This is a genomic window from uncultured Fibrella sp., from assembly GCF_964250085.1.
Taxonomy (GTDB): domain Bacteria; phylum Bacteroidota; class Bacteroidia; order Cytophagales; family Spirosomataceae; genus Fibrella.
In genome coordinates, this window is the sequence record NZ_CAXUEC010000003.1 from 14,574 (window position 1) to 36,115 (window position 21,542).

17 protein-coding genes are annotated in these 21,542 nt (G+C 53.1%); 13 read left to right on the plus strand and 4 right to left on the minus strand.

Going from position 1 to position 21,542, the window contains the following annotated elements:
* Positions 1-89 precede the first annotated feature (89 nt).
* Entirely contained in the window at positions 90-848 is a 759-nt protein-coding gene (gene cobA / locus ACFE8Q_RS09580; RefSeq protein ID WP_375445166.1) for a uroporphyrinogen-III C-methyltransferase, read from the minus strand.
* A 280-nt stretch (positions 849-1,128) separates the two neighbouring features.
* Between cobA and nirB the strand changes: the two genes are divergently transcribed.
* The 5 genes from nirB (at position 1,129) to katG (ending at position 8,664) form a co-directional block, all read left to right on the plus strand.
* Entirely contained in the window at positions 1,129-3,681 is a 2,553-nt protein-coding gene (nirB, locus tag ACFE8Q_RS09585) for a nitrite reductase large subunit NirB (protein ID WP_375445167.1), read from the plus strand.
* Positions 3,682-3,714: 33 nt separating this feature from the next.
* Positions 3,715-4,068: a nitrite reductase small subunit NirD gene (nirD, locus tag ACFE8Q_RS09590; protein ID WP_375445168.1), complete on the plus strand. Its 354-nt coding sequence runs from the start codon at positions 3,715-3,717 to the stop codon at positions 4,066-4,068.
* 83 nt (positions 4,069-4,151) lie between these two features.
* A complete protein-coding gene (locus ACFE8Q_RS09595) occupies positions 4,152-5,630 on the plus strand; it encodes an ATP-binding protein (protein WP_375445169.1) in 1,479 nt (492 codons plus the stop codon).
* Between the two features lie 2 nt (positions 5,631-5,632).
* A complete protein-coding gene (locus tag ACFE8Q_RS09600; RefSeq protein ID WP_375445170.1) occupies positions 5,633-6,304 on the plus strand; it encodes a response regulator in 672 nt (223 codons plus the stop codon).
* 92 nt (positions 6,305-6,396) lie between these two features.
* Complete coding sequence (gene katG / locus ACFE8Q_RS09605; protein ID WP_375445171.1) at positions 6,397-8,664, plus strand: catalase/peroxidase HPI; 2,268 nt, start codon at positions 6,397-6,399, stop codon at positions 8,662-8,664.
* 157 nt (positions 8,665-8,821) lie between these two features.
* On the opposite strand, the gene ACFE8Q_RS09610 is transcribed toward katG, so the two are convergent.
* Both ACFE8Q_RS09610 and ACFE8Q_RS09615 read right to left on the minus strand, forming a co-directional pair.
* Positions 8,822-10,123 carry an alpha/beta hydrolase family protein gene (locus ACFE8Q_RS09610; protein WP_375445172.1) on the minus strand — a complete coding sequence of 434 codons (1,302 nt, stop codon included), beginning with the start codon at positions 10,121-10,123 and terminating at the stop codon, positions 8,822-8,824.
* Positions 10,124-10,210: 87 nt separating this feature from the next.
* The gene (locus ACFE8Q_RS09615) at positions 10,211-10,936 is read right to left on the minus strand and encodes a carbon-nitrogen hydrolase family protein (protein ID WP_375445173.1); all 726 of its coding nucleotides are present in this window, start codon (positions 10,934-10,936) and stop codon (positions 10,211-10,213) included.
* A gap of 198 nt (positions 10,937-11,134) precedes the next feature.
* On the opposite strand from ACFE8Q_RS09615, the gene ACFE8Q_RS09620 reads away from it, so the two are divergent.
* The 4 genes from ACFE8Q_RS09620 (at position 11,135) to ACFE8Q_RS09635 (ending at position 16,363) form a co-directional block, all read left to right on the plus strand.
* Positions 11,135-12,484 (plus strand): GH1 family beta-glucosidase, encoded by a 1,350-nt coding sequence (locus ACFE8Q_RS09620; protein WP_375445174.1) that lies wholly within the window; start codon positions 11,135-11,137, stop codon positions 12,482-12,484.
* 179 nt (positions 12,485-12,663) lie between these two features.
* Positions 12,664-14,802 (plus strand): M3 family metallopeptidase, encoded by a 2,139-nt coding sequence (locus tag ACFE8Q_RS09625; RefSeq protein ID WP_375445175.1) that lies wholly within the window; start codon positions 12,664-12,666, stop codon positions 14,800-14,802.
* Positions 14,803-14,910: 108 nt separating this feature from the next.
* Positions 14,911-15,891, plus strand: a complete 981-nt coding sequence (locus tag ACFE8Q_RS09630; protein ID WP_375445176.1) for a helix-turn-helix transcriptional regulator — start codon at positions 14,911-14,913, stop codon at positions 15,889-15,891.
* A 79-nt stretch (positions 15,892-15,970) separates the two neighbouring features.
* Complete coding sequence (locus ACFE8Q_RS09635) at positions 15,971-16,363, plus strand: RidA family protein (RefSeq protein WP_375445177.1); 393 nt, start codon at positions 15,971-15,973, stop codon at positions 16,361-16,363.
* 120 nt (positions 16,364-16,483) lie between these two features.
* Here ACFE8Q_RS09635 and ACFE8Q_RS09640 read toward each other — a convergent pair whose 3' ends face one another.
* On the minus strand, positions 16,484-17,032 hold the full coding sequence (locus ACFE8Q_RS09640) for a YceI family protein (protein WP_375445178.1): 549 nt from the start codon (positions 17,030-17,032) through the stop codon (positions 16,484-16,486).
* Between the two features lie 101 nt (positions 17,033-17,133).
* Between ACFE8Q_RS09640 and ACFE8Q_RS09645 the strand changes: the two genes are divergently transcribed.
* The 4 genes from ACFE8Q_RS09645 to ACFE8Q_RS09660 all read left to right on the plus strand — a co-directional run bounded on the left by ACFE8Q_RS09645 (position 17,134) and on the right by ACFE8Q_RS09660 (position 21,538).
* Entirely contained in the window at positions 17,134-19,002 is a 1,869-nt protein-coding gene (locus ACFE8Q_RS09645) for a glycoside hydrolase family 13 protein (protein ID WP_375445179.1), read from the plus strand.
* A 218-nt stretch (positions 19,003-19,220) separates the two neighbouring features.
* The gene (locus ACFE8Q_RS09650; RefSeq protein WP_375445180.1) at positions 19,221-20,096 is read left to right on the plus strand and encodes a PIG-L family deacetylase; all 876 of its coding nucleotides are present in this window, start codon (positions 19,221-19,223) and stop codon (positions 20,094-20,096) included.
* Between the two features lie 93 nt (positions 20,097-20,189).
* Positions 20,190-20,876, plus strand: a complete 687-nt coding sequence (pgmB, locus tag ACFE8Q_RS09655; protein WP_375445181.1) for a beta-phosphoglucomutase — start codon at positions 20,190-20,192, stop codon at positions 20,874-20,876.
* Positions 20,877-20,929: 53 nt separating this feature from the next.
* Entirely contained in the window at positions 20,930-21,538 is a 609-nt protein-coding gene (locus ACFE8Q_RS09660) for a hypothetical protein (protein WP_375445182.1), read from the plus strand.
* The last annotated feature ends 4 nt before the right edge of the window (positions 21,539-21,542 follow it).

Genomic DNA, 21,542 nt, shown 5'->3' on the forward strand with positions numbered 1-21,542 from the left:
TGCCCCCACACCGGATCGGCTTTTTTTTACCCCACCCCAACCCCTCCCGGAATTCCGGACCACCGTTAGGGAGGGGTTGGGGTGGGGTGTCAGCAGGCAACAGACACGCTGCGCAGGCATTCTGCCAGGTAGGCCGGATGCAACGCAACGACCTCACCAATGATCAGCACAGCGGGCGCCCCCACGCCCTGTTCTGCGATCATCTGCGGAATAGTCCATACCTGACCAACCACGCACTGCTCATCGGCACGCGTTCCGTTCTGTACAACTGCCATTGGCAAATGACCGCGTCCGGCCTGGCAATAGAGTGCACATATCTCCTCTACTTTATTGAGGCCCATCAGCACCACAACCGTTGCTTTTGACTGAACCGCCAGCCGCAGGTCGCCGGAAAGCTCACCGGTACGCGTGGTGCCCGTAATGACCCAGAAGCTTTCGCTGATGCCCCGGCAGGTGACCGGAATTCCCTGCGAAGCCGGCACCGCAATGCTACTTGACACGCCCGGTACGATCTCGCAGTGAATACCGTACTGACGGGCATGATTATATTCCTCGAAACCACGCCCGAACACATAAGGGTCACCGCCTTTCAGGCGAACGATATGCCCTCTTTCCATAGCCAGCCGGACAATTAAGGCGTTGATTTCTGGCTGCGTCAACGACGCTTTGCCTGCCCGTTTGCCCACATACGTTGTTAACGCACCCGCCGGGGCGAACTCCAGTAACGACGCATTGGCCAGGTCGTCGTACAACACCACATCGGCTTGTCGAAGCGCCCTGATCCCTTTCAATGTGATTAGTTCACCGTCTCCGGGACCCGCCCCTACGAGTGTTAGTCTTGGCTGCATCTTACCGTTCGTTCTTGCTGGTCAAATAGTGGTAATGTACTATTTATAGTAGAAATCAACTATGCTGGATTTCTTGTCAAAACTATAGCAGCTATTTTACAAAACAAGCTGTTTCCAAAATAATATCTTCATTTTTAATCTGTAAAGAGAATTTAACATAGATAAATCTAAAAAATACAGTCTAAATTTGACCTGCCTTAAAGGGGGATGTTAAGGCTAATTTCTTGTATTAGTACAATAATAAAACAGGGGTTTCATAACGATATAGTTACTACTAACTATGAACACAAACACGAGTACCCACATTGTCGTGATTGGCAATGGAATGGTTGGCTATAAGTTCTGCGAAAAACTGGTAGCTAAAGAAAAGTCGGGGCAACGATTCACCGTGACGGTTTTTGGGGAAGAACCGCGTGCTGCCTACGATCGCGTTCATCTGAGCGCGTATTTTTCGGGTAAAACGGCCGATGACTTGGCCCTGGCCCCGCTAAACTGGTATGCGGAAAATGGCATAAAGCTGTACCTGACCGACCCCGTCGTTGCTATTGATCGGAAGCAAAAAGAGGTTCGGTCACACCACGGAATCGTAGTGCCGTATGACTACCTGATTATGGCTACCGGCTCCGGGGCGTTTGTGCCGCCGGTTGCGGGTGTTGAAAAAGAAGGGGTCTTCGTGTACCGCACCATCGAAGATCTCGACCTCATTCAGTCCTATGCCCGCCAGGTACGTTCCGGGCCGGGGCGGTCGCGCGGAGCCATACTGGGGGGCGGGTTGCTGGGGCTCGAAGCGGCCAAAGCCCTGCTTGATCTGGGCATGGACGAAGCCCACGTGATTGAGTTTGCCCCCCGCCTGATGCCCCGGCAGATCGACGACGCTGGCTCTGGTATCCTGCAACGGCAACTGGAATCGCTGGGCCTGACGATTCACCTGTCAAAAAGTACCCAGGAAATTACCGGCAACGACTGCATCACCGGCATGCTGTTTGCCGATGGCTCATCGGTAGACGTCGATATGCTGGTGATTTCGGCCGGTATCCGGCCACGCGATGAACTGGCCAAATCGGCCGGGCTCGATACGCATCCGCGCGGGGGTATTCTGGTCAACAATTCGTTGCAAACGTCAGACCCGGCGATTTTCGCCATTGGCGAATGTGCCGTTGCCCATCATATGATATATGGGCTGGTGGCACCGGGCTATGAAATGGCTGAAGTCGTTGCCTCGCAACTGATTGGCGAAATCAGGGAGTTCAAGCCCTATGATATGTCGACCAAGCTGAAGCTGATCGGGACGGACGTGGCCAGTTTCGGCGATCCGTTTGCCAGTGAGTCAGACGGCCGCACGCCTGCCTGCCGTACCATCGTGTATGAGAACAAGGCCAAAGGCGTGTATAAGCGGATCAACATTTCGGCGGATGGCAAAGAACTGCTGGGCGGGATTCTGGTGGGCGACGCCGACCAGTACAATATGCTGTTGCAGACCTGCAAGAACAAAACCATCCTGCCGCCCGACCCCGAAGACATTATCCTGGGCTCACGCGGCGGCGAAGAAGCCGGGGCCGGCATCATGAGCCTGCCCGACGAGGCGCTAATCTGTTCCTGCGAGGCCATCACGAAAGCGCAACTCTGCCACGAAATCGGTGAAAATGGGCACGATACTGTCGAGGCGCTGAAGAAAGCGACCAAAGCCTGCACCGGTTGCGGCGGTTGTACGCCCATGGTAAAAGACCTGATTCAGGGCGTACTGAAAGCGAAAGGTGTGTATGTCCGAAATATCATCTGCGAACATTTCGACCACACCCGGCAGGAGCTGTTCGACCTGGTGAAGATCAACGGGCTGAAAACGTATACCGATGTGCTGAATGAACTGGGGCGTGGCGACGGCTGCGAAGTATGCAAGCCCGTTACCGCGTCTATTCTGGCCAGCCTCTGGAACGAGAATATTCTGGCTAAAGACCGGGCACCCATCCAGGACTCGAACGACCGGTTCCTGGCCAACATTCAGCGGGGAGGCACCTATTCGGTGGTACCCCGCGTGGCCGGGGGCGAAATAACCCCCGACAGGCTGATTGTGCTGGGGCAGGTAGCGAAGAAATATAACCTCTACACCAAGATCACCGGCGGGCAACGCATTGACCTGTTTGGTGCACACGTCGGTGATCTACCCGCCATCTGGGAGGAACTGATTGCCGCCGGTTTTGAAAGTGGCCATGCGTATGGCAAATCACTCCGAACGGTGAAAAGCTGCGTTGGCACAACCTGGTGCCGGTTTGGTGTTCAGGATTCCGTCACGTTTGCCATTGAACTGGAGAACCGCTACAAAGGACTTCGATCGCCCCATAAGCTTAAGTCGGGCGTATCGGGTTGCACACGCGAATGTGCCGAGGCCCAGAGCAAAGATTTCGGGATCATCGCCACCGAGAAAGGCTGGAACGTGTATGTGTGTGGCAATGGCGGTACCAAACCCCAGCATGCCCAGTTGCTGGCATCGGATGTCGACAGGGAAACATGTATCAAACTGCTGGATCGGTTCCTGATGTTCTACGTCAAAACCGCTGACCCGCTCACGCGGACTGCCACCTGGCTGAACAAAATGGAAGGCGGCATAACGTACCTGAAGGCCGTAGTGCTCGATGACGTGCTGGGTATCAACGAGGACCTGGAACGTGAGATGCAGCTCATCGTCGATACCTATGCCTGTGAGTGGAAAGAAGTGGTCGAGAATCCCGACCTCCGCAAGCGCTTTACGCACTTCGTCAATGCGCCCGACCTGAAAGACCCCAACGTGGCCTTTGAGCCTATGCGTGATCAGATTCGCGCCAAAGAGTGGGCCTAAGCAATGATCACTGAAAACAACCTTCTCAAGCCAATGGAAACGCTAACAGTACTTACAGATAAACACACGTGGCATGCCGCCTGCCGCGTAGACGATGTTCCCGAAGATGGTGGAGCCACCGTGTTGATCGACGGTCGGCAGATCGCGGTGTTTAATTTTTCTCGTCGGGGCGAATGGTACGCAACCGATAATGAATGTCCCCATCGCCAGCAGATGGCCCTTGGAAGGGGTATGATCGGTAGCCAGGGCGACGAGCCTAAAGTGGCCTGTCCGTTTCATAAACGAACGTTTTCGCTTAAAACGGGTCAGTGCCTGAACGACGATGCGTATCGTATAGGTACGTTCCCGGTGCGGGTGGCGGATGGTATTCTGTACGTCGGCATCTAACCACCGACTCATCTGACCCGGCCTGGACTTCAGTCAATCTCAGGTAGTGAACTGACGTCCAGGCCCCCGGTCTGGTCTACGCTATGAATGAACTTGATCAGCAGGTAGCTCGCCGCTTAACCCGATTTTACCTCATTGCCCTCACGGTCATTGCCGTGCTGTCTGTCAGTGGGCTCCTGTTTATCCGGCGCACGATCAGCACGCATTATGATGATAGCCGGGTTGTCAACGTGGCTGGTCGGCAGCGCATGCTAAGTCAGCGATTAACTAAACTGGCTGTACTGCGAACAACGGGACTACGGGCGGCCGATACCGTCTCCTTCGATTCGCTGGTCCAATCGTGGGGGCAGACGCATATTCAACTCCGTAACGGCACCCTGCGGATGGAAAAGGGCTATACGGTGCGTAAAAGTGCCCGGCTGGATAGTATGTTTACCCGGATTGAACCCTACTTTCAATCGACGTATCGCAGCTTTGGCCTCATTAATAATCCCAGGTCTACGGGTAGCGAGAAGCAGCGGGCGCTCGAGGTTATTCTGAAGAATGAGTTTCCGTTTCTTCAGCAGATGAACAACATTGTTTTCCAGTTCGATACGGAAAGCTTTCAACAGGTTCAAACGCTGGAGCGCATCGAGTGGCTGCTGGCTATTGCTACCCTGTTGACCTTAGTGGTTGAAGGCTTTTTTATTTTCCGACCGGTGGTCAACTACACCCGGCTCATCATTCGTCGGCTCTACAGTTCTGAGCAGGCCCTGCAACTGGCGAACAGTCAACTGGGAATTGCCAATCAGGAATTAGAAACCACAAATCAGGAGTTAGCCGAGTCGAACCGTAAACTGATTGATACACAGGCAGAGTTACTACGGGCCACCGAAGAGAAATATCAGTTGCAGCTTTCCGAGGAAACGGTTCGTTCGGCGGCGTTACTCGAAGGTCAGGAAGAGGAGCGTAAACGCTTTGCCCGTGAGCTTCACGACGGCATCGGGCAAATGTTAACCGGCCTGAAACTACACGCGGAAAAGCTCAAATCAACCGCCGTTCTGGATGAAAAACAGCGGCTCCGGTTTGCCGAGTTATGCGATCTGATCTATGATGTTATTCAGACAACCCGGCAGATTTCTTATAATCTGATGCCATCGAGCCTGAGCGATTTCGGTTTAGGGGCTACCTTAGGGTTGCTGGTCGATCAAACGGCCCGGTCGTCGGGTATCGACGTTGTTTTTGACGGAGACCGGGACGGTATGCGGCTGAGTCCATCCATAGAAACCGGATTATACCGAATTGCGCAGGAGGCCCTGCATAATGCCATAAAATACGCTGGTGCCCGGCAAATAAAGGTTGTGCTCAGGCAAACCAGCCGGAAACTCATTCTGACGGTGGCCGATAATGGAAAAGGGTTCGACGCAGAAACCGTTTCCCAATCAGCCGGTCGCGTGCGGACCAACAACGGGATCGCTAATATGGAAACGCGGGCACGTTTGCTCAACGGGGAACTGCGTATTGAGTCGGCTCCCGGAAAAGGAACCCAGGTAAAAGTTAGTATTCACGTAGCCAGGAAATAACCATGCCGATACGAATTCTTGTTGCCGATGACCACTCAGTGGTAAGAAAAGGGATTCGGATGTTGTTGGAAGATGAGACCGATATCCAGATCGTGGGCGAGGCTGCCGACGGCGATGAAGCGATAGATGCGCTGGCTCAGGTTCAGCCGGATGTGTTGTTACTGGACATAACCATGCCTCGTATGTCGGGCATCGATGCCCTGAAAATCATTTCGCACCAGTACCCCGCTGTCCGAACACTGATGTTCAGTATGCATAATAATCCAGACTATATTCTGAAAGCAGTGGAATATGGCGCGGCTGGTTATCTACTGAAAGATACCAGTCAGGAGGAAATATTGAAGGCCGTTCGGACAGTTGTAACGGGCGATTTGTATTACCCGCCGAGTGCTTCGTCGGTCATTATCCAGCACCTGGTTAAACGTACGAACGTACCTGAACCAACAGCAACATCACCTGCGTCAGGTACGTCCTCGCTCTGGAAAAAAATCACTGCCAGGGAAGCCCAGATCTTAACCTGCTTAATGAAGGGAATGAGCAGTTCCCGGATTGCTGAGCAGTTCGGAATAAGCCCGAATACTGTTGCCAATCAGCGGGCCAGTATTATTCGGAAGGCGGGTGTTAAAAACACGACCGATTTGATTCGGCTGGCTTTTGAGGAAAAAGTTAGATAGATTTTACTTATACCCATATAAAAACAATAGATAAAAACTATCCTTGGGATTAGTCTATTTTTGGTTCGTCAACCAAAAAATCACTACTAAACATGGCAAATAACGTAAGCCCGGATACTACCGTATGGGACGTTAATGACGAGAGTAAAGTCAACACCGTAGGCAAGTGCCCGTTTACGAGCGGGGCGCTAAACAAGAGCGCTGGCGGCGGCACAAGAAACCAGGATTGGTGGCCCAACCAGTTGAAACTGAACATCCTCCGTCAGCATTCGTCGCTGTCTGATCCGATGGACGAGACTTTCAATTATGCTGAGGAATTCAAGACACTCGATCTGGCCGCCGTAAAGCAGGATATCGTCGACTTGATGACGACTTCGCAGGAGTGGTGGCCTGCCGACTACGGTCACTACGGCCCGTTCTTTATTCGGATGGCCTGGCATAGCGCAGGTACGTACCGCATCGGCGATGGTCGGGGTGGTGCGGGCGCAGGTACGCTCCGTTTTGCCCCGCTCAATAGCTGGCCCGACAATGCCAACCTCGACAAAGCGCGTTTGCTGCTATGGCCGATTAAACAAAAGTACGGTCGGAAGTTATCGTGGGCCGACCTGATGGTGCTTACCGGCAACTGCGCCCTTGAATCGATGGGCCTGAAAACATTTGGTTTTGGGGGCGGGCGTGAAGACGTCTGGGAGCCGGAAGAAGATGTGTATTGGGGGTCTGAGACCAAGTGGCTGGGCGACGATGTGCGCTATGCCGGCAGTAATGGCAAGCGCATCCTTGAGCAACCGCTGGGTGCCTCGCACATGGGTCTTATCTATGTGAATCCGGAAGGGCCGAAAGGCATTCCTGATCCGCTGGGTGCCGCTTATGACATTCGTGAGACATTTGGTCGCATGGCCATGAATGACGAAGAAACGGTTGCCCTGATTGCGGGTGGCCATACCTTCGGAAAAACCCACGGAGCCGCCGATCCAGGCCAATACGTTGGTTCTGAACCCGCTGGCTCGAGCATTGAAGAGCAAAGCCTGGGCTGGAAAAACTCATATGGCCCCGGACATGGCGCTCATACAATTACCAGCGGCCTGGAAGGTGCCTGGACTACCACGCCAACCAAATGGGGTAATGAGTACTTCGACAACCTCTTCGGCTTCGATTGGGAAGTAACGAAGGGGCCGGGTGGTGCGCATCAGTGGCAGCCCAAAGATGGAGCAGGCGCAGGCACGGTACCCGATGCACACGATCCAGCGAAACGTCACGCACCGTTTATGCTGACGACCGATCTGGCGTTGAAAGTTGACCCGGCCTACGAGGTGATTTCAAAGCGTTTCCACGAAAATCCCGATCAGTTCGCCGATGCGTTTGCCCGGGCCTGGTTCAAGCTAACGCACCGCGATATGGGGCCAATTGAGCGTTATCTTGGCCCTGAAGTGCCCACCGAAGAACTGATCTGGCAAGATCCTATTCCTGCTGTTACCCACAAATTGGTTGACGACCAGGCTGTTGCTTCGCTGAAAGCCACGATTCTGGCCGCTGGCCTGTCGGTATCTCAACTGGTATCTACCGCCTGGGCTTCGGCGTCGACCTACCGCAACTCCGACAAACGGGGTGGTGCCAACGGGGGGCGTGTTCGGCTGGCCCCGCAGAAGGATTGGGAGGTCAACAACCCAACCCAACTGGCTACTGTACTGAAGACACTTGAAACCATTCAAGCCGAGTTCAACAGTGCTCAGACCGATGGTACAAAGATTTCACTCGCTGACCTGATCGTGTTGGGTGGTTGCGCGGGTGTGGAGCAGGCGGCTAAAAATGCCGGCCATGAGGTAACGGTGCCCTTCACGCCGGGTCGTGCCGACGCGTCGCAGGAGCAAACGGATGTGAAATCATTCGATGCTATGGAGCCAGGTGCCGACGGATTCCGTAATTACCTGAACCCTAAGCACAAGTCGGCTGCCGAGAACATGCTGATCGACAAAGCTCAACTGCTCACGCTGACGATTCCTCAGTTGACGGTGCTGGTGGGCGGTATGCGGGTGTTGAACACAAATTTCGACCACTCGAAACATGGCGTGTTCACTACTCGTCCAGAAGCACTGACCACCGACTATTTCGTTAACCTGCTTGATTTGGGCACTACCTGGCGGGCTACCTCAGATGCGCAAAGCGTGTTTATGGGCAGTGACCGCAAAACGGGCGAGCCCAAGTGGACCGGCACCCGTGTCGATCTGATATTCGGCTCTAACTCAGAACTCCGCGCTATCGCCGAAGTGTACGGGTGCAGCGATTCGCAGGAAAAATTTGTGCGGGACTTCATCGCCGCCTGGACTAAAGTAATGAATCTCGGCCGCTTCGATCTGGCCTGAGTAGAGCATTGTCTGGAAAATGCCAGGCATAACTGATAAAGGAGTATTTAGTGGTAAAAGGTGGTCTGGTAACGGGCCACCTTTTACTATTTTCCTCTATGCGGACTCGACAGTGGGTATCAGTCACTCTATGCCTAATAGCCAACTCTTAAATCGGTTATGGCTTGGCGTGGCGCATTTCCAAACCTACCGATGAGCGGGGTTTGAAGCCTGTCCACGGACTGTCATTGGCATTTTCAGGTAAGTCGAGGTACTTCGCGTAGTCCATTCCTTTGAGGTAAATGCCTAGAAAGGCCGTTACGAAATGCTGGTTGATGTTATTGATCCGACGTTCGTTCCAGGCTGGTTCGGCATAGCGCATATATTCATCGAAATGCAGGCCGGGCTTCATCGATTCGGCAGGCGGTGGGTTAGGGGCTACGTTATGCCGGGCATTTACGTAGGTCAGCAGGTAGCGATTTGCGTTGACGGCACCTTCGTAAATCGCTTTTATTCCTTTTTCGTAACCCGAAACGTCGTCTTTACTGCCCGCCACAAACAGCGTTGGTCTGGTTAAGCCAGCCAGGCCCTCGGCGTCCCAAAAACCGCGTTCCATGCCCCAGGGCGCAAACGCCACCACCACTTTGATGCGCGGGTCCTGCGAAGCTTTGTATTCAGGTGCGGCTGTGAGCCGGGTATCCAGCGCCGTACTGCCACCAGATAACTGCGTGAATATTTTCGACGCCTGAGCACTGTAGCCCGCCCCAATGGCGTTGAGTGCCCCATAACCGCCCATCGAGTAGCCGATCAACCCGGTGTTGTTGGCGTCGAGCAGACCCGCCAGAAATGTTTTGCCGCCTTTTTCGCCCAGACGAGCCATTTCATTCAGCACAAACAGGTCATCGAGCGCCCGATTGAGTAAGGTGCTGGCAAAACCACCCGCATCGCGAAACGTAGATTCGGTATGATCGATGGCCACGACAACGTACCCTTTCGACGCCAGGTTTTCGGTCAGGTACGTCAATAAAAAACGGGAGCCAAGGTAGCCGTGCGAGACAATCACGAGGGGGTAAGCTCCCGAACCAGCCTCCGGTTTGGCGTCGCGCAGGGCGCGTCCGGTAAAGGTGAACGGAATCAAGGGGCGCTTGGGATCGTTGGAACTGCCCATGACCTGATCGTAGGTAACCAACTCGGCTTTCCCCGCCGGAATCTGGGCCGGATACCACACCTCTACGGCCAGCGGACGATCATAACGGGGTGTTTGGCCATCTTTAACATGCAGTACATCCAGTTGATTGGGGTGAGTTAACGTCAGTGAACGTACCCCCACGCTGTAAGTGCCGCGTGCTGCCAGGTCGGGCGCATCGGGCAGTAAATCGCCAACGACGAACTGATCCTTAGTAGATTGTGCCTGGGTGCCAGACGAAAAAAGTAAGATTCCCATGAAAAGCAGGGGAATGAATCGGTAACGGAATTGCATAAATAGGTAGGGGGTTATAGGGAGTTTACAGAGCAGACTCATGGAGTCGGGCAGTATGACCTTCGCGTTGCAAAGTAGGGCATTATTTCACTGTCTGGTAACTACCTGCTGTGTATTCGTGTCGATCAGTAACACGCCCTCACTGCTGGTGTCAAGCTGGCCAAGCAATGCGCCTTTATCGTTCCAAATCGAAGACCGACCCGCGCATTCCTGCCCGTCGGCCATGCCTATGCAGTTGGCCATCAGTACGGTCATAGACTGGTCGCGGGCCTTTGTAGCTAACGTGTCGAGTGCTTTATCGATCCCACCAACCGATTTGGCTACGCTGGCGATGTAAACACCTGCACCGCAGGAACAGGCCGCTGTTGTATGTTCAGGAACGAATAGCTCATAACAAATGGCGAAGGCAACCTGCTGGTTAGCAACGGATAACGAGGCAAAGCTTTCGCCGCTGACAAAGAAAGGTTCTTCGTCGGGATGTAGGTAGTGTTTGGCATACAGGCGTCTTTCCTGCTGAGGTTGGAACAGGATCAGCCCAATCCAGATGCCTGTTCCCTGTTTTATGGGCGCACCCACACCGATCACGATCTGGCTGGCGTCGCTGAGTTGCTGGAAAACGTTGAACCGGGCGTCATCGAGTTCGGTGGCGAGGTCGGCCGCCAATGTCGGTTCATAGCCTGTTATCGACAGTTCAGGGAAAATAATCAGGTTGGCTCCTTCGGCAACGGCCTGGTTTATATAAAAAGTATGTCGCTGGATATTGGCGGAAATATCACCTGCAAGGGCTTCGGTCTGCGCTACACAAATCGTCATAAGGGCAGTTGTTATAGTATGGTGTGCGTAATTGGAAAAATTACAGATGTGGCTTATGAAGTCGCAAAATACCACGCTGGCTTATTGGCCCGCTAGTTTGGGAATGCCGCGTCCTCGGCTTAACAGTTTCTTAATTACCAGAGTCGATATTAGTTGGCATTACGTAACGAACTTGCCAAATATTGATCTGATTTTCCATTGACTTCATTCCTGCACCGCGCCGATTTTGGGGCCGATTTTATCTGGGGAACGGCCACGGCGGCGTTTCAAATCGAAGGAGCTACAATTTCTGATGGTCGGGGTGCCTCTGTATGGGACACGTTTTCGCAAAAACGCGGCGCCATCAAGACCGGCGAAAATGCCCTGATGGCCTGCGATTTTTACAATCGTTACGCCACCGACATTGCCCTGAACAAAGAAATGGGGTTCGATGCGTTCCGCTTCTCTATCTCCTGGTCGCGGGTCCTGCCGCTGGGTACGGGCCGTGTCAATGAAGCGGGGCTGGCTTTCTACGACCGGGTTATCGACGAATGCATCCGGCAGGGACAAACGCCCTGGGTAACGCTATTTCACTGGGACCTACCGCAGGCCCTGGAAGACAGGGGCGGCTGGGCAAACCGCGACGTGCTAACCTGGTTTGCCGATTATGTTACACTGATTGTCAGAACGTTTGGCCATAAAGTGAAACACTGGTTCGTGCTTAATGAACCGTCGGCCTTTACCATTCTCGGTTATCTGGTGGGGATGCATGCGCCCGGTCGCCGGAGTTTTACGAGCATTCCGGCGGTGATTCACCATGCGGCATTAGCCCAGGCTGATGGGGGCCGGATCATCCGTGACAACGTACCTGGCGCGGTGATCGGCACTACATTTTCCTGTTCGCCCGTTGAACCGATCAGCCCGATGAAGCGGGACGTACAGGCGGCACAACGCGCCAATGCCCTGCTCAACCGGCTGTTTATCGAGCCGACCCTTGGCCTGGGCTACCCGGTTCAGGAACTGCCCTTTCTGAAAACAATTGACAAACGCTTCGCCAAACCCGGCGACCGCGAACGGCTGGCTTTTGATTTCGACCTGATTGGCCTACAGCATTACTTCCGCGTCGTGGTTGAACAGTCGATGCTGGTGCCTTACCTGTGGGGGCGCGATGTATCGCCCAACCGCCGTGGTGTCGAGGCGATTACGGAAATGGGCTGGGAGGTTCACCCAAACAGCATGTTGCATATCCTGCGTCAGTTTAGCCTGTACGATGGCGCGCATAAATGGATTGTGGCCGAAAGTGGCGCGGCCTTCTTCGACCAGGTGGAGCACGGGCAGGTGATCGACACTGCCCGCACGGCGTATCACCTGCAATGCCTGCAACAGGTACGTCAGGCGCAGACCGATGGCGTCGACATAGCCGGCTATTTCGTCTGGACGCTGCTCGATAATTTCGAATGGGCCGAAGGCTACCGCCCCCGATTTGGCCTCGTCCATGTAGACCACCGAACGCAGCAACGTATCATCAAACAATCCGGCCACTGGTTCCGCCATTTTCTGACAGACTAACGTCTGCGGGAGTGTAGAACACGTTTATTTTTTTGACAGGATTTACAGGATTTGTTTTTGCTCTAGTTTCTCAGAAGCAAAAACAAATCCTGTAAATCCTGTCAAAAAAATAAACGTGTCCTATACCCGTCCGTGGTACGTTATTACTTTTGAGTTTACTTTTCACCTGCGTTATGTATATGACAGTACAACTCATTGGCCTTGCCATTGCTTCGATGTGGGCAGGCGCGGCAGTAGCCCAATCGACTGCTCCGGCCAGGTCGACACCAACCACTATGATAACAGATAACCCATTGCTGAAGCCGTTTCAGACACTGCACGAAACGGCCCCGTTTCCGCTCATAAAAAATGAGCATTACCTACCCGCCATTGCTGAAGGCATTAAAGCGGGGCGAAAAGAGATCGACGCCATTGCCAACAGCAAAGCCAATCCCACGTTTGCCAATACCATTGTCGCCCTCGAACGGAGCGGTGATCAATTGAGCCGGGCTACCTCGGTGCTGTTCAACCTGAATGCGGCCGAGACCACCCCCGAATTGCAGAAGATCGTAAAGGAAGTGTCGCCCATGCTGACGGAGTACGGCAACGATATTACCCTGAACAACAAGCTGTTTGCGCGGATAAAAAGCGTGTATGAGAAGCGGGCGGGCCTGAAACTGGACACCGAAAGCAAGATGCTATTGGAGAAAACATACAAGCGCTTTGCCCGGAACGGAGCCAACCTGAACGACGCCGATAAGACTAAACTGCGGGCGATCGACAAAGAACTGTCTCAGCTTTCTATTCAGTTTGGCGAGAACGTACTCAACGAAACCAACGAGTACGTGATGGACGTTGCCGATGAACGCGACCTGAGCGGCCTGCCCGATTTTGCCAAAGAATCGGCCAAAAAAGTGGCGCAGGAGAAAAAGCTGACTGGCTGGGCCTTCACGTTGCAGGCACCAAGCTACGGCCCGTTTATGCAGTACGCCGACAACCGTAGCCTGCGCGAAAAGCTTTACCGGGCCTATAATGGTCGGGGTTTTCACGGTGATAAAAACGACAATCAGGAAAACATCAAGCGCATGGTCCAACTGCGCTACGATCGGGCTAACCTGCTGGGCTACAAGACCCACGCCGATTTTGTGCTCGAAGAAAGTATGGCCGGGTCGAGCCAGAAGGTGCAGTCGTTTCTGGATGAACTGGTGCAATATGCCCGCCCTGCTGCCGAGCGGCAATTAAATGAACTAACGGCGTTTGCCCAGGCCAACGGCTTCAACGGCGACCGGATCGAACAGTGGGATTATAGCTACTACGCCGAAAAGTTGAAGAAGCAACAGCTAGACCTCGACGATGAAATGCTGCGGCCTTATTTCAAACTGGAGAACGTGCTGGAAGGCGTCTTTACCGTGGCCAATAAGCTGTACGGCATCACTTTCAAAGAGAACAGCACCATTCAGGTGTATAACCCGGAAGTGAAAGCCTACGAAGTGTTCGACCAGACGGGTAAATTCCTGGCGGTGTTCTACGGCGATTACTTCCCCAGAGCAGGCAAACGCGGTGGTGCCTGGATGAACGATGTACAGGGCCAGAAGATCGTTAACGGCGTTAACCTGCGGCCCCATATCGTAAACGTCTGCAACTTCACCCGCCCTACTGATACCCGGCCATCGCTGCTGACGTTTTATGAGGTAACAACGCTCTTCCACGAGTTTGGCCACGCCCTGCACGGTATGCTGGCCAACGGAAAGTACGAAAGCCTGAGCGGCACCAGCGTACCCCGCGACTTTGTGGAATTGCCTTCGCAGGTGATGGAAAACTGGTGCTACACGTCCGAAGCACTCAATCTGTTCGCGAAACATTACAAAACCGGCGAGGTGATTCCGCAAACGCTGGTGGAAAAAATTCGCGCCAGCCAGAATTTCATGGCGGGTATTGCCAACCTGCGCCAGCTTCGCTTTGGCCTCACCGATATGTACTTCCACGACCGGAAGCCCACCGGCGAATCGGTAACCGATGTAGAAAGCCATGCCGATTCGCTGGTGAACCTGTTCCCGCGTGTGAAAGGAACCTCGTTCAGTACGGCGTTCTCCCACATTTTTGCCGGTGGGTATTCGGCTGGTTATTACAGCTACAAATGGAGCGAAGTGCTGGACGCCGATGCGTTCGAGTATTTCCAGCAAAATGGCGGATTGGGTGCTAAAGAAGTAGCCCGGAAATTCCGGCAGAACGTGCTGGAGAAGGGGGGAAGCGAAAAACCGATGGAATTGTATAAGAAATTCCGGGGTCGCGAACCATCACCGCAAGCCATGCTACGCCGTAGTGGCTTAACACTCTAGGTACGTTGCTACCACTGAATAGCCCCGCCGGATTGCCTGGCCGGGCTATTTAATAGAGACTGTTCTGAAAAATCGTATGCCGGATAAGACCAAGACGCCCCGTCGCTAATGGAGCACGAAACAAACCGCCTTTCCCGGCTGGTAACCCTGCTGACCATTCTGCAATCGAAACGTCTCCTGTCGGGTACTGAATTAGCCCGTCGTTTTTCGGTCAGCACCCGTACCATTTACCGAGACATCCGCACCCTCGAACAGGCGGGCGTTCCGGTAGTGACCGTGGAAGGGAAAGGGTACACGCTGGTGGAGGGCTATCGGTTACCTCCGATTCTGTTTACGCGCGAGGAAGCAATGGCGCTACTCACCGCCGAGAAGCTGGCAACGGGCTTAACTGACACGTCTACGGCCCAATTCACCAGCTCGGCGATGGACAAGTTGCGGGCCGCTCTACGACGGACGGACCGGGATCAGCTCGAAATCCTGTCGCCTCACATTCAGGTGTTAGGGCATGGAGACCAACCGAATCACCCCAACGTATACCAGCAACTCGTTACCGCCATGACGCTGCAACGGGTTGTTCAGATAAGTTACTGGGCTGCCAACGCCAATGAGGTCACCATACGCGATGTGGAGCCGATTGGTCTGTATCTGAGTCAGCAATGGCACGTTATAGGCTTCTGCCGCCTACGTCAGGCGTTTCGGAATTTCCGGCTGGATCGTATCACGCAGTTGTCAATCAGCGGGGAGGTTTTTACTGCCCGGTCGGAAACGCTTCAGCAGTACTGGGTTGATGAGGCCGCCCGGCGGGGAAAAGAGAAGGTCGTTGTTCGCTTGCAGCCAGCCAGCGTGTGGACCGAACAGGCGCAACGCCTGCACGATACCAAACACCAGTATGGCTGGGCCTATGAAAAGGCATTACCAACCGGCGAACTGGAGATGACGTTCTTTATTGGCTCCTTTCCGTATCTGGCCGCCTGGCTTTTGCCCTACGCAGGTGCTATTACCATTCTCGAACCACCCGAACTACAGCAGCAACTGAGCAATCTGGCCCAACGGGCGTATACTTTTTTTGTGTTACCGAACAGGGTATGACATAAGGCTGTCAGTGGCGACCTCAATTTTTGTAGCGTCAACCGACAAACATACTTGTTAATTCAAACACAGAAAGAAAATGGAAAAGCGAACAGTTGATCCCTGGAAATGGGGTGAGTACACCAATTCAGCGCAGGCCGTTGACGTTAAACAGCCCGAAGGCACACTCTACTGCTCCGGGCAGGTAGCCATCGACGAAAATGGGCAGGTTAGTGAGGCTGATATGCGGACTCAGTTGCTGAAGACCATTCAGAATGTGGAGCACCTGATCAGCGAGGCTGGCTATGAATGCAAAAATATTGTACGCCTGAACGTGTTTACCACCTCGACCGCCGAGTTTTTTACGACCTGTATCGATGTCTACCAGGGCTTTACGGCCAAGCATGGTATCAAGCAGGCTACCACCATGATCGAGGTGAAAGGTCTGTTCCAGACTGCAACTGTTGAGCTGGAAGCCACCGTAGTGAAGTAGGTAGTAAGGAGTTGACTTACAAACACAAACGAGCCGGACTAGTCCGGCTCGTTTGTGTTTGTAAGCTATATGGGTGACGGTAAGCGAGGGGCGGTATTATTCGTAACGCCCGTATGCGATTTACGCCTGCTTTGTCACCTGAATGTTCATCACCAGCCGGACGTCGTCGCTCACAACCACGCCACCCGCTTCGGTAACGCCATCCCAGGTAAGGCCGAATTCTTTCCGCTTGATGATGCCCGTTACTTCGAAACCAGCTTTGGTTTGGCCGTAAAAATCCTGCATCTGACCACCATATTCCGCTTTCAGGGTCACTGGTTTGGTAACGCCGTGTAGCGTCAGATCGCCGGTGAGGTTGTACGTGTCATCGCCAGTCTTCGTCATACCCGTCGACTTGAACGTCAGTTGGGGAAACTGCTCTGCATCGAAGAATTCGCCTGATTTCAAATGGCCATCGCGTTGCTCATTGCCCGTGCTGATGCTGTCGATATCGGCCGAGAAGGTAATATCGGCATCCTGAAAATCGTCACCGGCCATAACCAGTTGACCATCAAATTTGCTGAATGAACCCGTCACGGTAGATACCATGAGGTGCTTCACTTTGAACTGAACTTCTGAGTGCATTGGGTCGATCACCCAGGTGGTGGCGGTAGTTGCTTGCGCTTCCATAGTTAAGGTATTGTTTGTATGTGTATTTAATGTCCATACATACAATTAATATTAAACGTTCGGATGGCTCAAGTTTTTAATGTCATTGTTTACTTTTGGCCATGAAAAAGCCATTTTTCCTTCTAATAGTTCTATTCTGCTGGCGAATAGCCGCCGCACAGACGCCACAGATTCAGCGAGTTGACCCTACTAACTGGTGGGTAGGCATGAAAAGCCCCAACCTGCAACTGCTTGTCTACGGCCCCAATGCCGGTTCATTAACGTACTCGATCAACTATCCCGGTGTGAAACTGGTGAAGTCGTCGAAAGTCGAAAACAAAAACTACGCCTTTCTGGACCTGACTATTGCGCCAACGGCCAAAGCAGGTACGTTGCAGATTGTGGGTAAAAGCGGGAGCCAAACCATCACCCGCGCCTACCAGTTGAAAGCCCGTGATAATCAGCCGAAAGGGCAGGGGCTCACCTCTGCCGATTTTATTTACCTGCTCATGCCCGATCGCTTCAGCAATGCCGATCCTGCCAATGATAAATTTGCCGATCTGGCCGATAAAGAAGCCGACCGCAATAGCCCGTTTCTACGGCATGGCGGCGACTTGAAAGGCGTTGGCAATCACCTCGATTACCTGAAAGAACTGGGCGTTACTGCACTCTGGATGACGCCCGTTATCGAAAACAATCAGCCGCAAACCAACGAAGGCGGCGTGATGCGGTCGGCCTATCATGGCTACGGCTTTACCGATCATTACACGGTCGATAAGCGGCTGGGCGGTAACGAAGCCTATAAAGAGTTGAACCGGAAAGTACACGCGACAGGCATGCGGGTGGTGCAGGACGCGGTGTATAACCATGTGGGTATCAACCATTGGTTGCTGAAAGATATGCCCAGTAAAGACTGGCTGCATCAGTGGCCCAACTACACCAATACGTCGTATAAATATCAGCCTGTCACCGATCCCCATTCGTCGGCCATTGACCGGAAAGTAACGCTCGACGGCTGGTTTGTTCCCTTCCTGCCCGACCTGAATCAGAGCAACCCTTACGTAGCCAACTACCTGATTCAGAGTGCTATTTGGAATACCGAAGAGTTTGCCGTAGATGCCTGGCGGATCGATACCTACATGTATAACGATCAGCCGTTTATGAACCGCTGTAATGCCGCCCTGCAAGCCGAATACCCGAAGATGTACACCTTTGGCGAGTCGTGGGTGAACAACAGCGTAGATCAGGCGTACTACACCCGGAACAGGATAAACTTCCCCTTCAAATCGAACCAGACGGGCGGGCTGGATTTTGTGCTGTATTCGGCCATCAACGCCGCGCTGAATGAAGGCGAAGGCTGGGACAGCGGTGCCAATCGCGTGCAGCAGGCGCTGGCGCAGGATGCCGTCTACGAAGACCCCATGAAGCTGGTCACCTTCCTCGACAACCACGATACCGACCGTTTTCTGTCGGTGGTGAAAGAGGATCTCAACAACTACAAAATGGGCCTGACCTGGCTGCTCACCACGCGCGGCATTCCGCATCTGTACTATGGCACGGAGATTCTGATGAAGAACTTCAAGAACCCGTCGGATGCTGAAGTACGGCGCGATTTTCCGGGAGGCTTTGAGGGCGATAAGGAGAACAAATTTACGGCGGCGGGCCGCAGCAAAGCCGAAAACGACGCCTTCGAGTTCGTGAAAACGCTGGCCAATTACCGCAAAAACACACCTGCCCTGCATTCCGGTAAACTCATGCAGTACCTGCCTCAGAATGGCACCTACGTGTATTTCCGCTACACCGACAAGGCAGCCGTGATGGTGGCCACCAACCAGACCGACAAGCCGGTTGGGCTGGATATGGCTCGTTTCAGCGAACGTACCCAGGGTTTCACCAAAGCCAGAAACGTACTGACCGGCGAGGTAATCACCGACCTGAAGTTGGTTCAACTGCCCGCCAAAACGGCGCTGGTGCTGGAACTGCAACGATAAACTTTTAGGGGTTTCAGAACCGGGCTTAAGTTCTCTGCCTTCAGCCCGGTGGTGGGTCTGGTGAGCAGGAATCGTAGCTGCGTTTCCTGCTCACCAGACCCACTACCGGATACGACTACCCTGCGTAAACAGACCGCCTTTACGTGATACTGTTAGGTGACGGCCACTGAGCAGTTGGTTTCGGTGCGTACCTTTGTGGCCTAATCAATAGGTGAATAATGCGGTCGATTCGAGGAATAGTATTGATTTTTCTGATGCTGGCGTGTGTTCAGGTACGTGCTCAATCGCTTAAAACACTGATCGTTACGGCCCATCCCGACGATGAGACCATGTTTCCCGTCACGGTGTTCAAGCTCGTGCGCGAACTGGGTGGTTCGGCCGACCTGGCCCTTGTCACCGACGCCTCTGGCGGGTATAATGGCATGGTGGCGTCGAAATATTACGGCATGAACCTGCTCGATTCGGCCGTCGGTCGGCGGGTTTTGCCGGCTATTCGAAAGAAAGAACTGATGAAAGCGGGGGAGGTCATGGGTATCACCAACTTCTACTTCTTTGATCAGGTCGATGATTTGTATTCCACCGATCCATCGCCCTACCTGAGTGGCCGACGCTGGAATAAAGACCTGGTTGAGCGACAACTCGATGAAGTGCTGGCAAAGGGCCGATACGATCTGGTCATCTGTCTGGTGCCATCCGTGGAGCAACACGCCCACCACAAAGCAACTACTGTGCTCGCACTGAGAGCAGTAGCGCGGTTGGCCGGTAAAAAGCCGATTGTGCTGGGTGGTCGAACCATTAGCCGGGCCACTACTTTCTCCTTCTCTGAACTGCCCGGTTACCCCGAAACAAAAGTGCTGGCGAGTGCGCCCGTCTATGAAGTGGATGTGTCGCACACGTTCGGTGAAGGCGGTAAGCACAGCTATCAGATCGTAGCCGACTGGGTGAAAGCCGAACACAAATCGCAATCGGGCGATATGAACGTGGCCATGCATCGGGGCGACGTGGAAGTGTTCTATTATTTTGCCCAAAATGGCCCCAACGGCCTCGAAACCATCAAAAAACTGTTCACCGCGCTCAAAATGAGTGGATTTTGAGGACTGTCATTAGGTGGTCATTGATTGTCATTCCGTAAAAACAACAAATGACAATCAATGACCACCTAATGACCACTTAATGACATTTCTCCTATGATAAAAGCCTTTTTATTTGACCTCGATGGCGTGCTGGTCGACACCGCCGTGTTTCATTACCAGGCCTGGCGGCGCATGGCCAATTCGCTGGGATTTGATTTCACCCATGAATTCAACGAGACCCTGAAAGGCGTGAGCCGGATGGATTCGCTTGACCGAATTCTAGCCCTGGGTGGTGTTACACTCACCGATGAGCGGAAACAGGAACTGGCTACCGAGAAAAATCAATGGTATCTCGACCTCGTCAATGAGATGACATCTGACGATATTCTGCCCGGTGTAAACGCGTTTCTGGCACAGATAAAGCAGGCTGGTGAACAGGGTCATCCAATCAAAATTGCCCTTGGCTCAGTCTCTAAAAATGCCCCGCTTATTCTGGAACGCGTTGGCCTGTCGCATATTTTCGACGCCATCATCGACGGGTCGAAGATTACGCATAGCAAACCTGACCCTGAAGTGTTCCTGAAGGGTGCCGCTGAACTGAACATTTTGCCGGAAGAGTGTATCGTTTTTGAAGATGCTGTCGCCGGAATCGAAGCGGCCAGGCGGGGCGGGATGTTCGCCCTCGGCATTGGTTCGCCCGACGTATTGACCGAGGCCGACCTGGTTGTGCCGTCGCTTGAGCATATCACTGTGGCCGAACTGCTCGCCGCCGTTGACAAGGCGCAGGGATTAGGGTATTAGCAAGGCAATGTGGTATTTGGAAAGTCTATCTTTGCTGAAACACAGATACGATTATGGGATTCAGAACATTCTCTACATTAGGCGACGTATTAAAAGCGTATCAAATACGATATCAGGAAGCTGATCTGTCAATAGATAAACCGCATGTGTCTGCACCTCAGGCGTTACATGAAGAGTTGACCTTTACGAAAGCTGAAATTGCATATGACGTTTCTGAAGCTGCTATTTGTGAGGCAATTATTTTCCCAATACTACGCGCCGTTTGGAAGCCTTTCAGGCAAACGTTTGCCATCTGGAGCCATAAGCCTATCTCATTGAATGAAGAGCTAAATGGTATACCGGACTTCATCTTTGCCCGAAAATCAGAGTTAGGCAAAGTCGTGTTCGATACCCCTTATGTAGCCGTTGTGGAGGCAAAAAGGGATGATTTTACACTTGGATGGGCACAATGTGCATTGGAAATGTACACCATTCAGCAACTGAACAAGGATACAAAACCGGTGTTTGGTATTGTTTCAAACGGTGATCTATGGGAGATCGGCTATTTGGAAGATAAAGCATTAACGGTCTACCGCGATAGGTATGATAGTAATCAATTAGACGAACTCTTCAGCGCACTAACCTACGTGCTTGAAACCTGCAAGCGCATTTATAACCTATGAACTA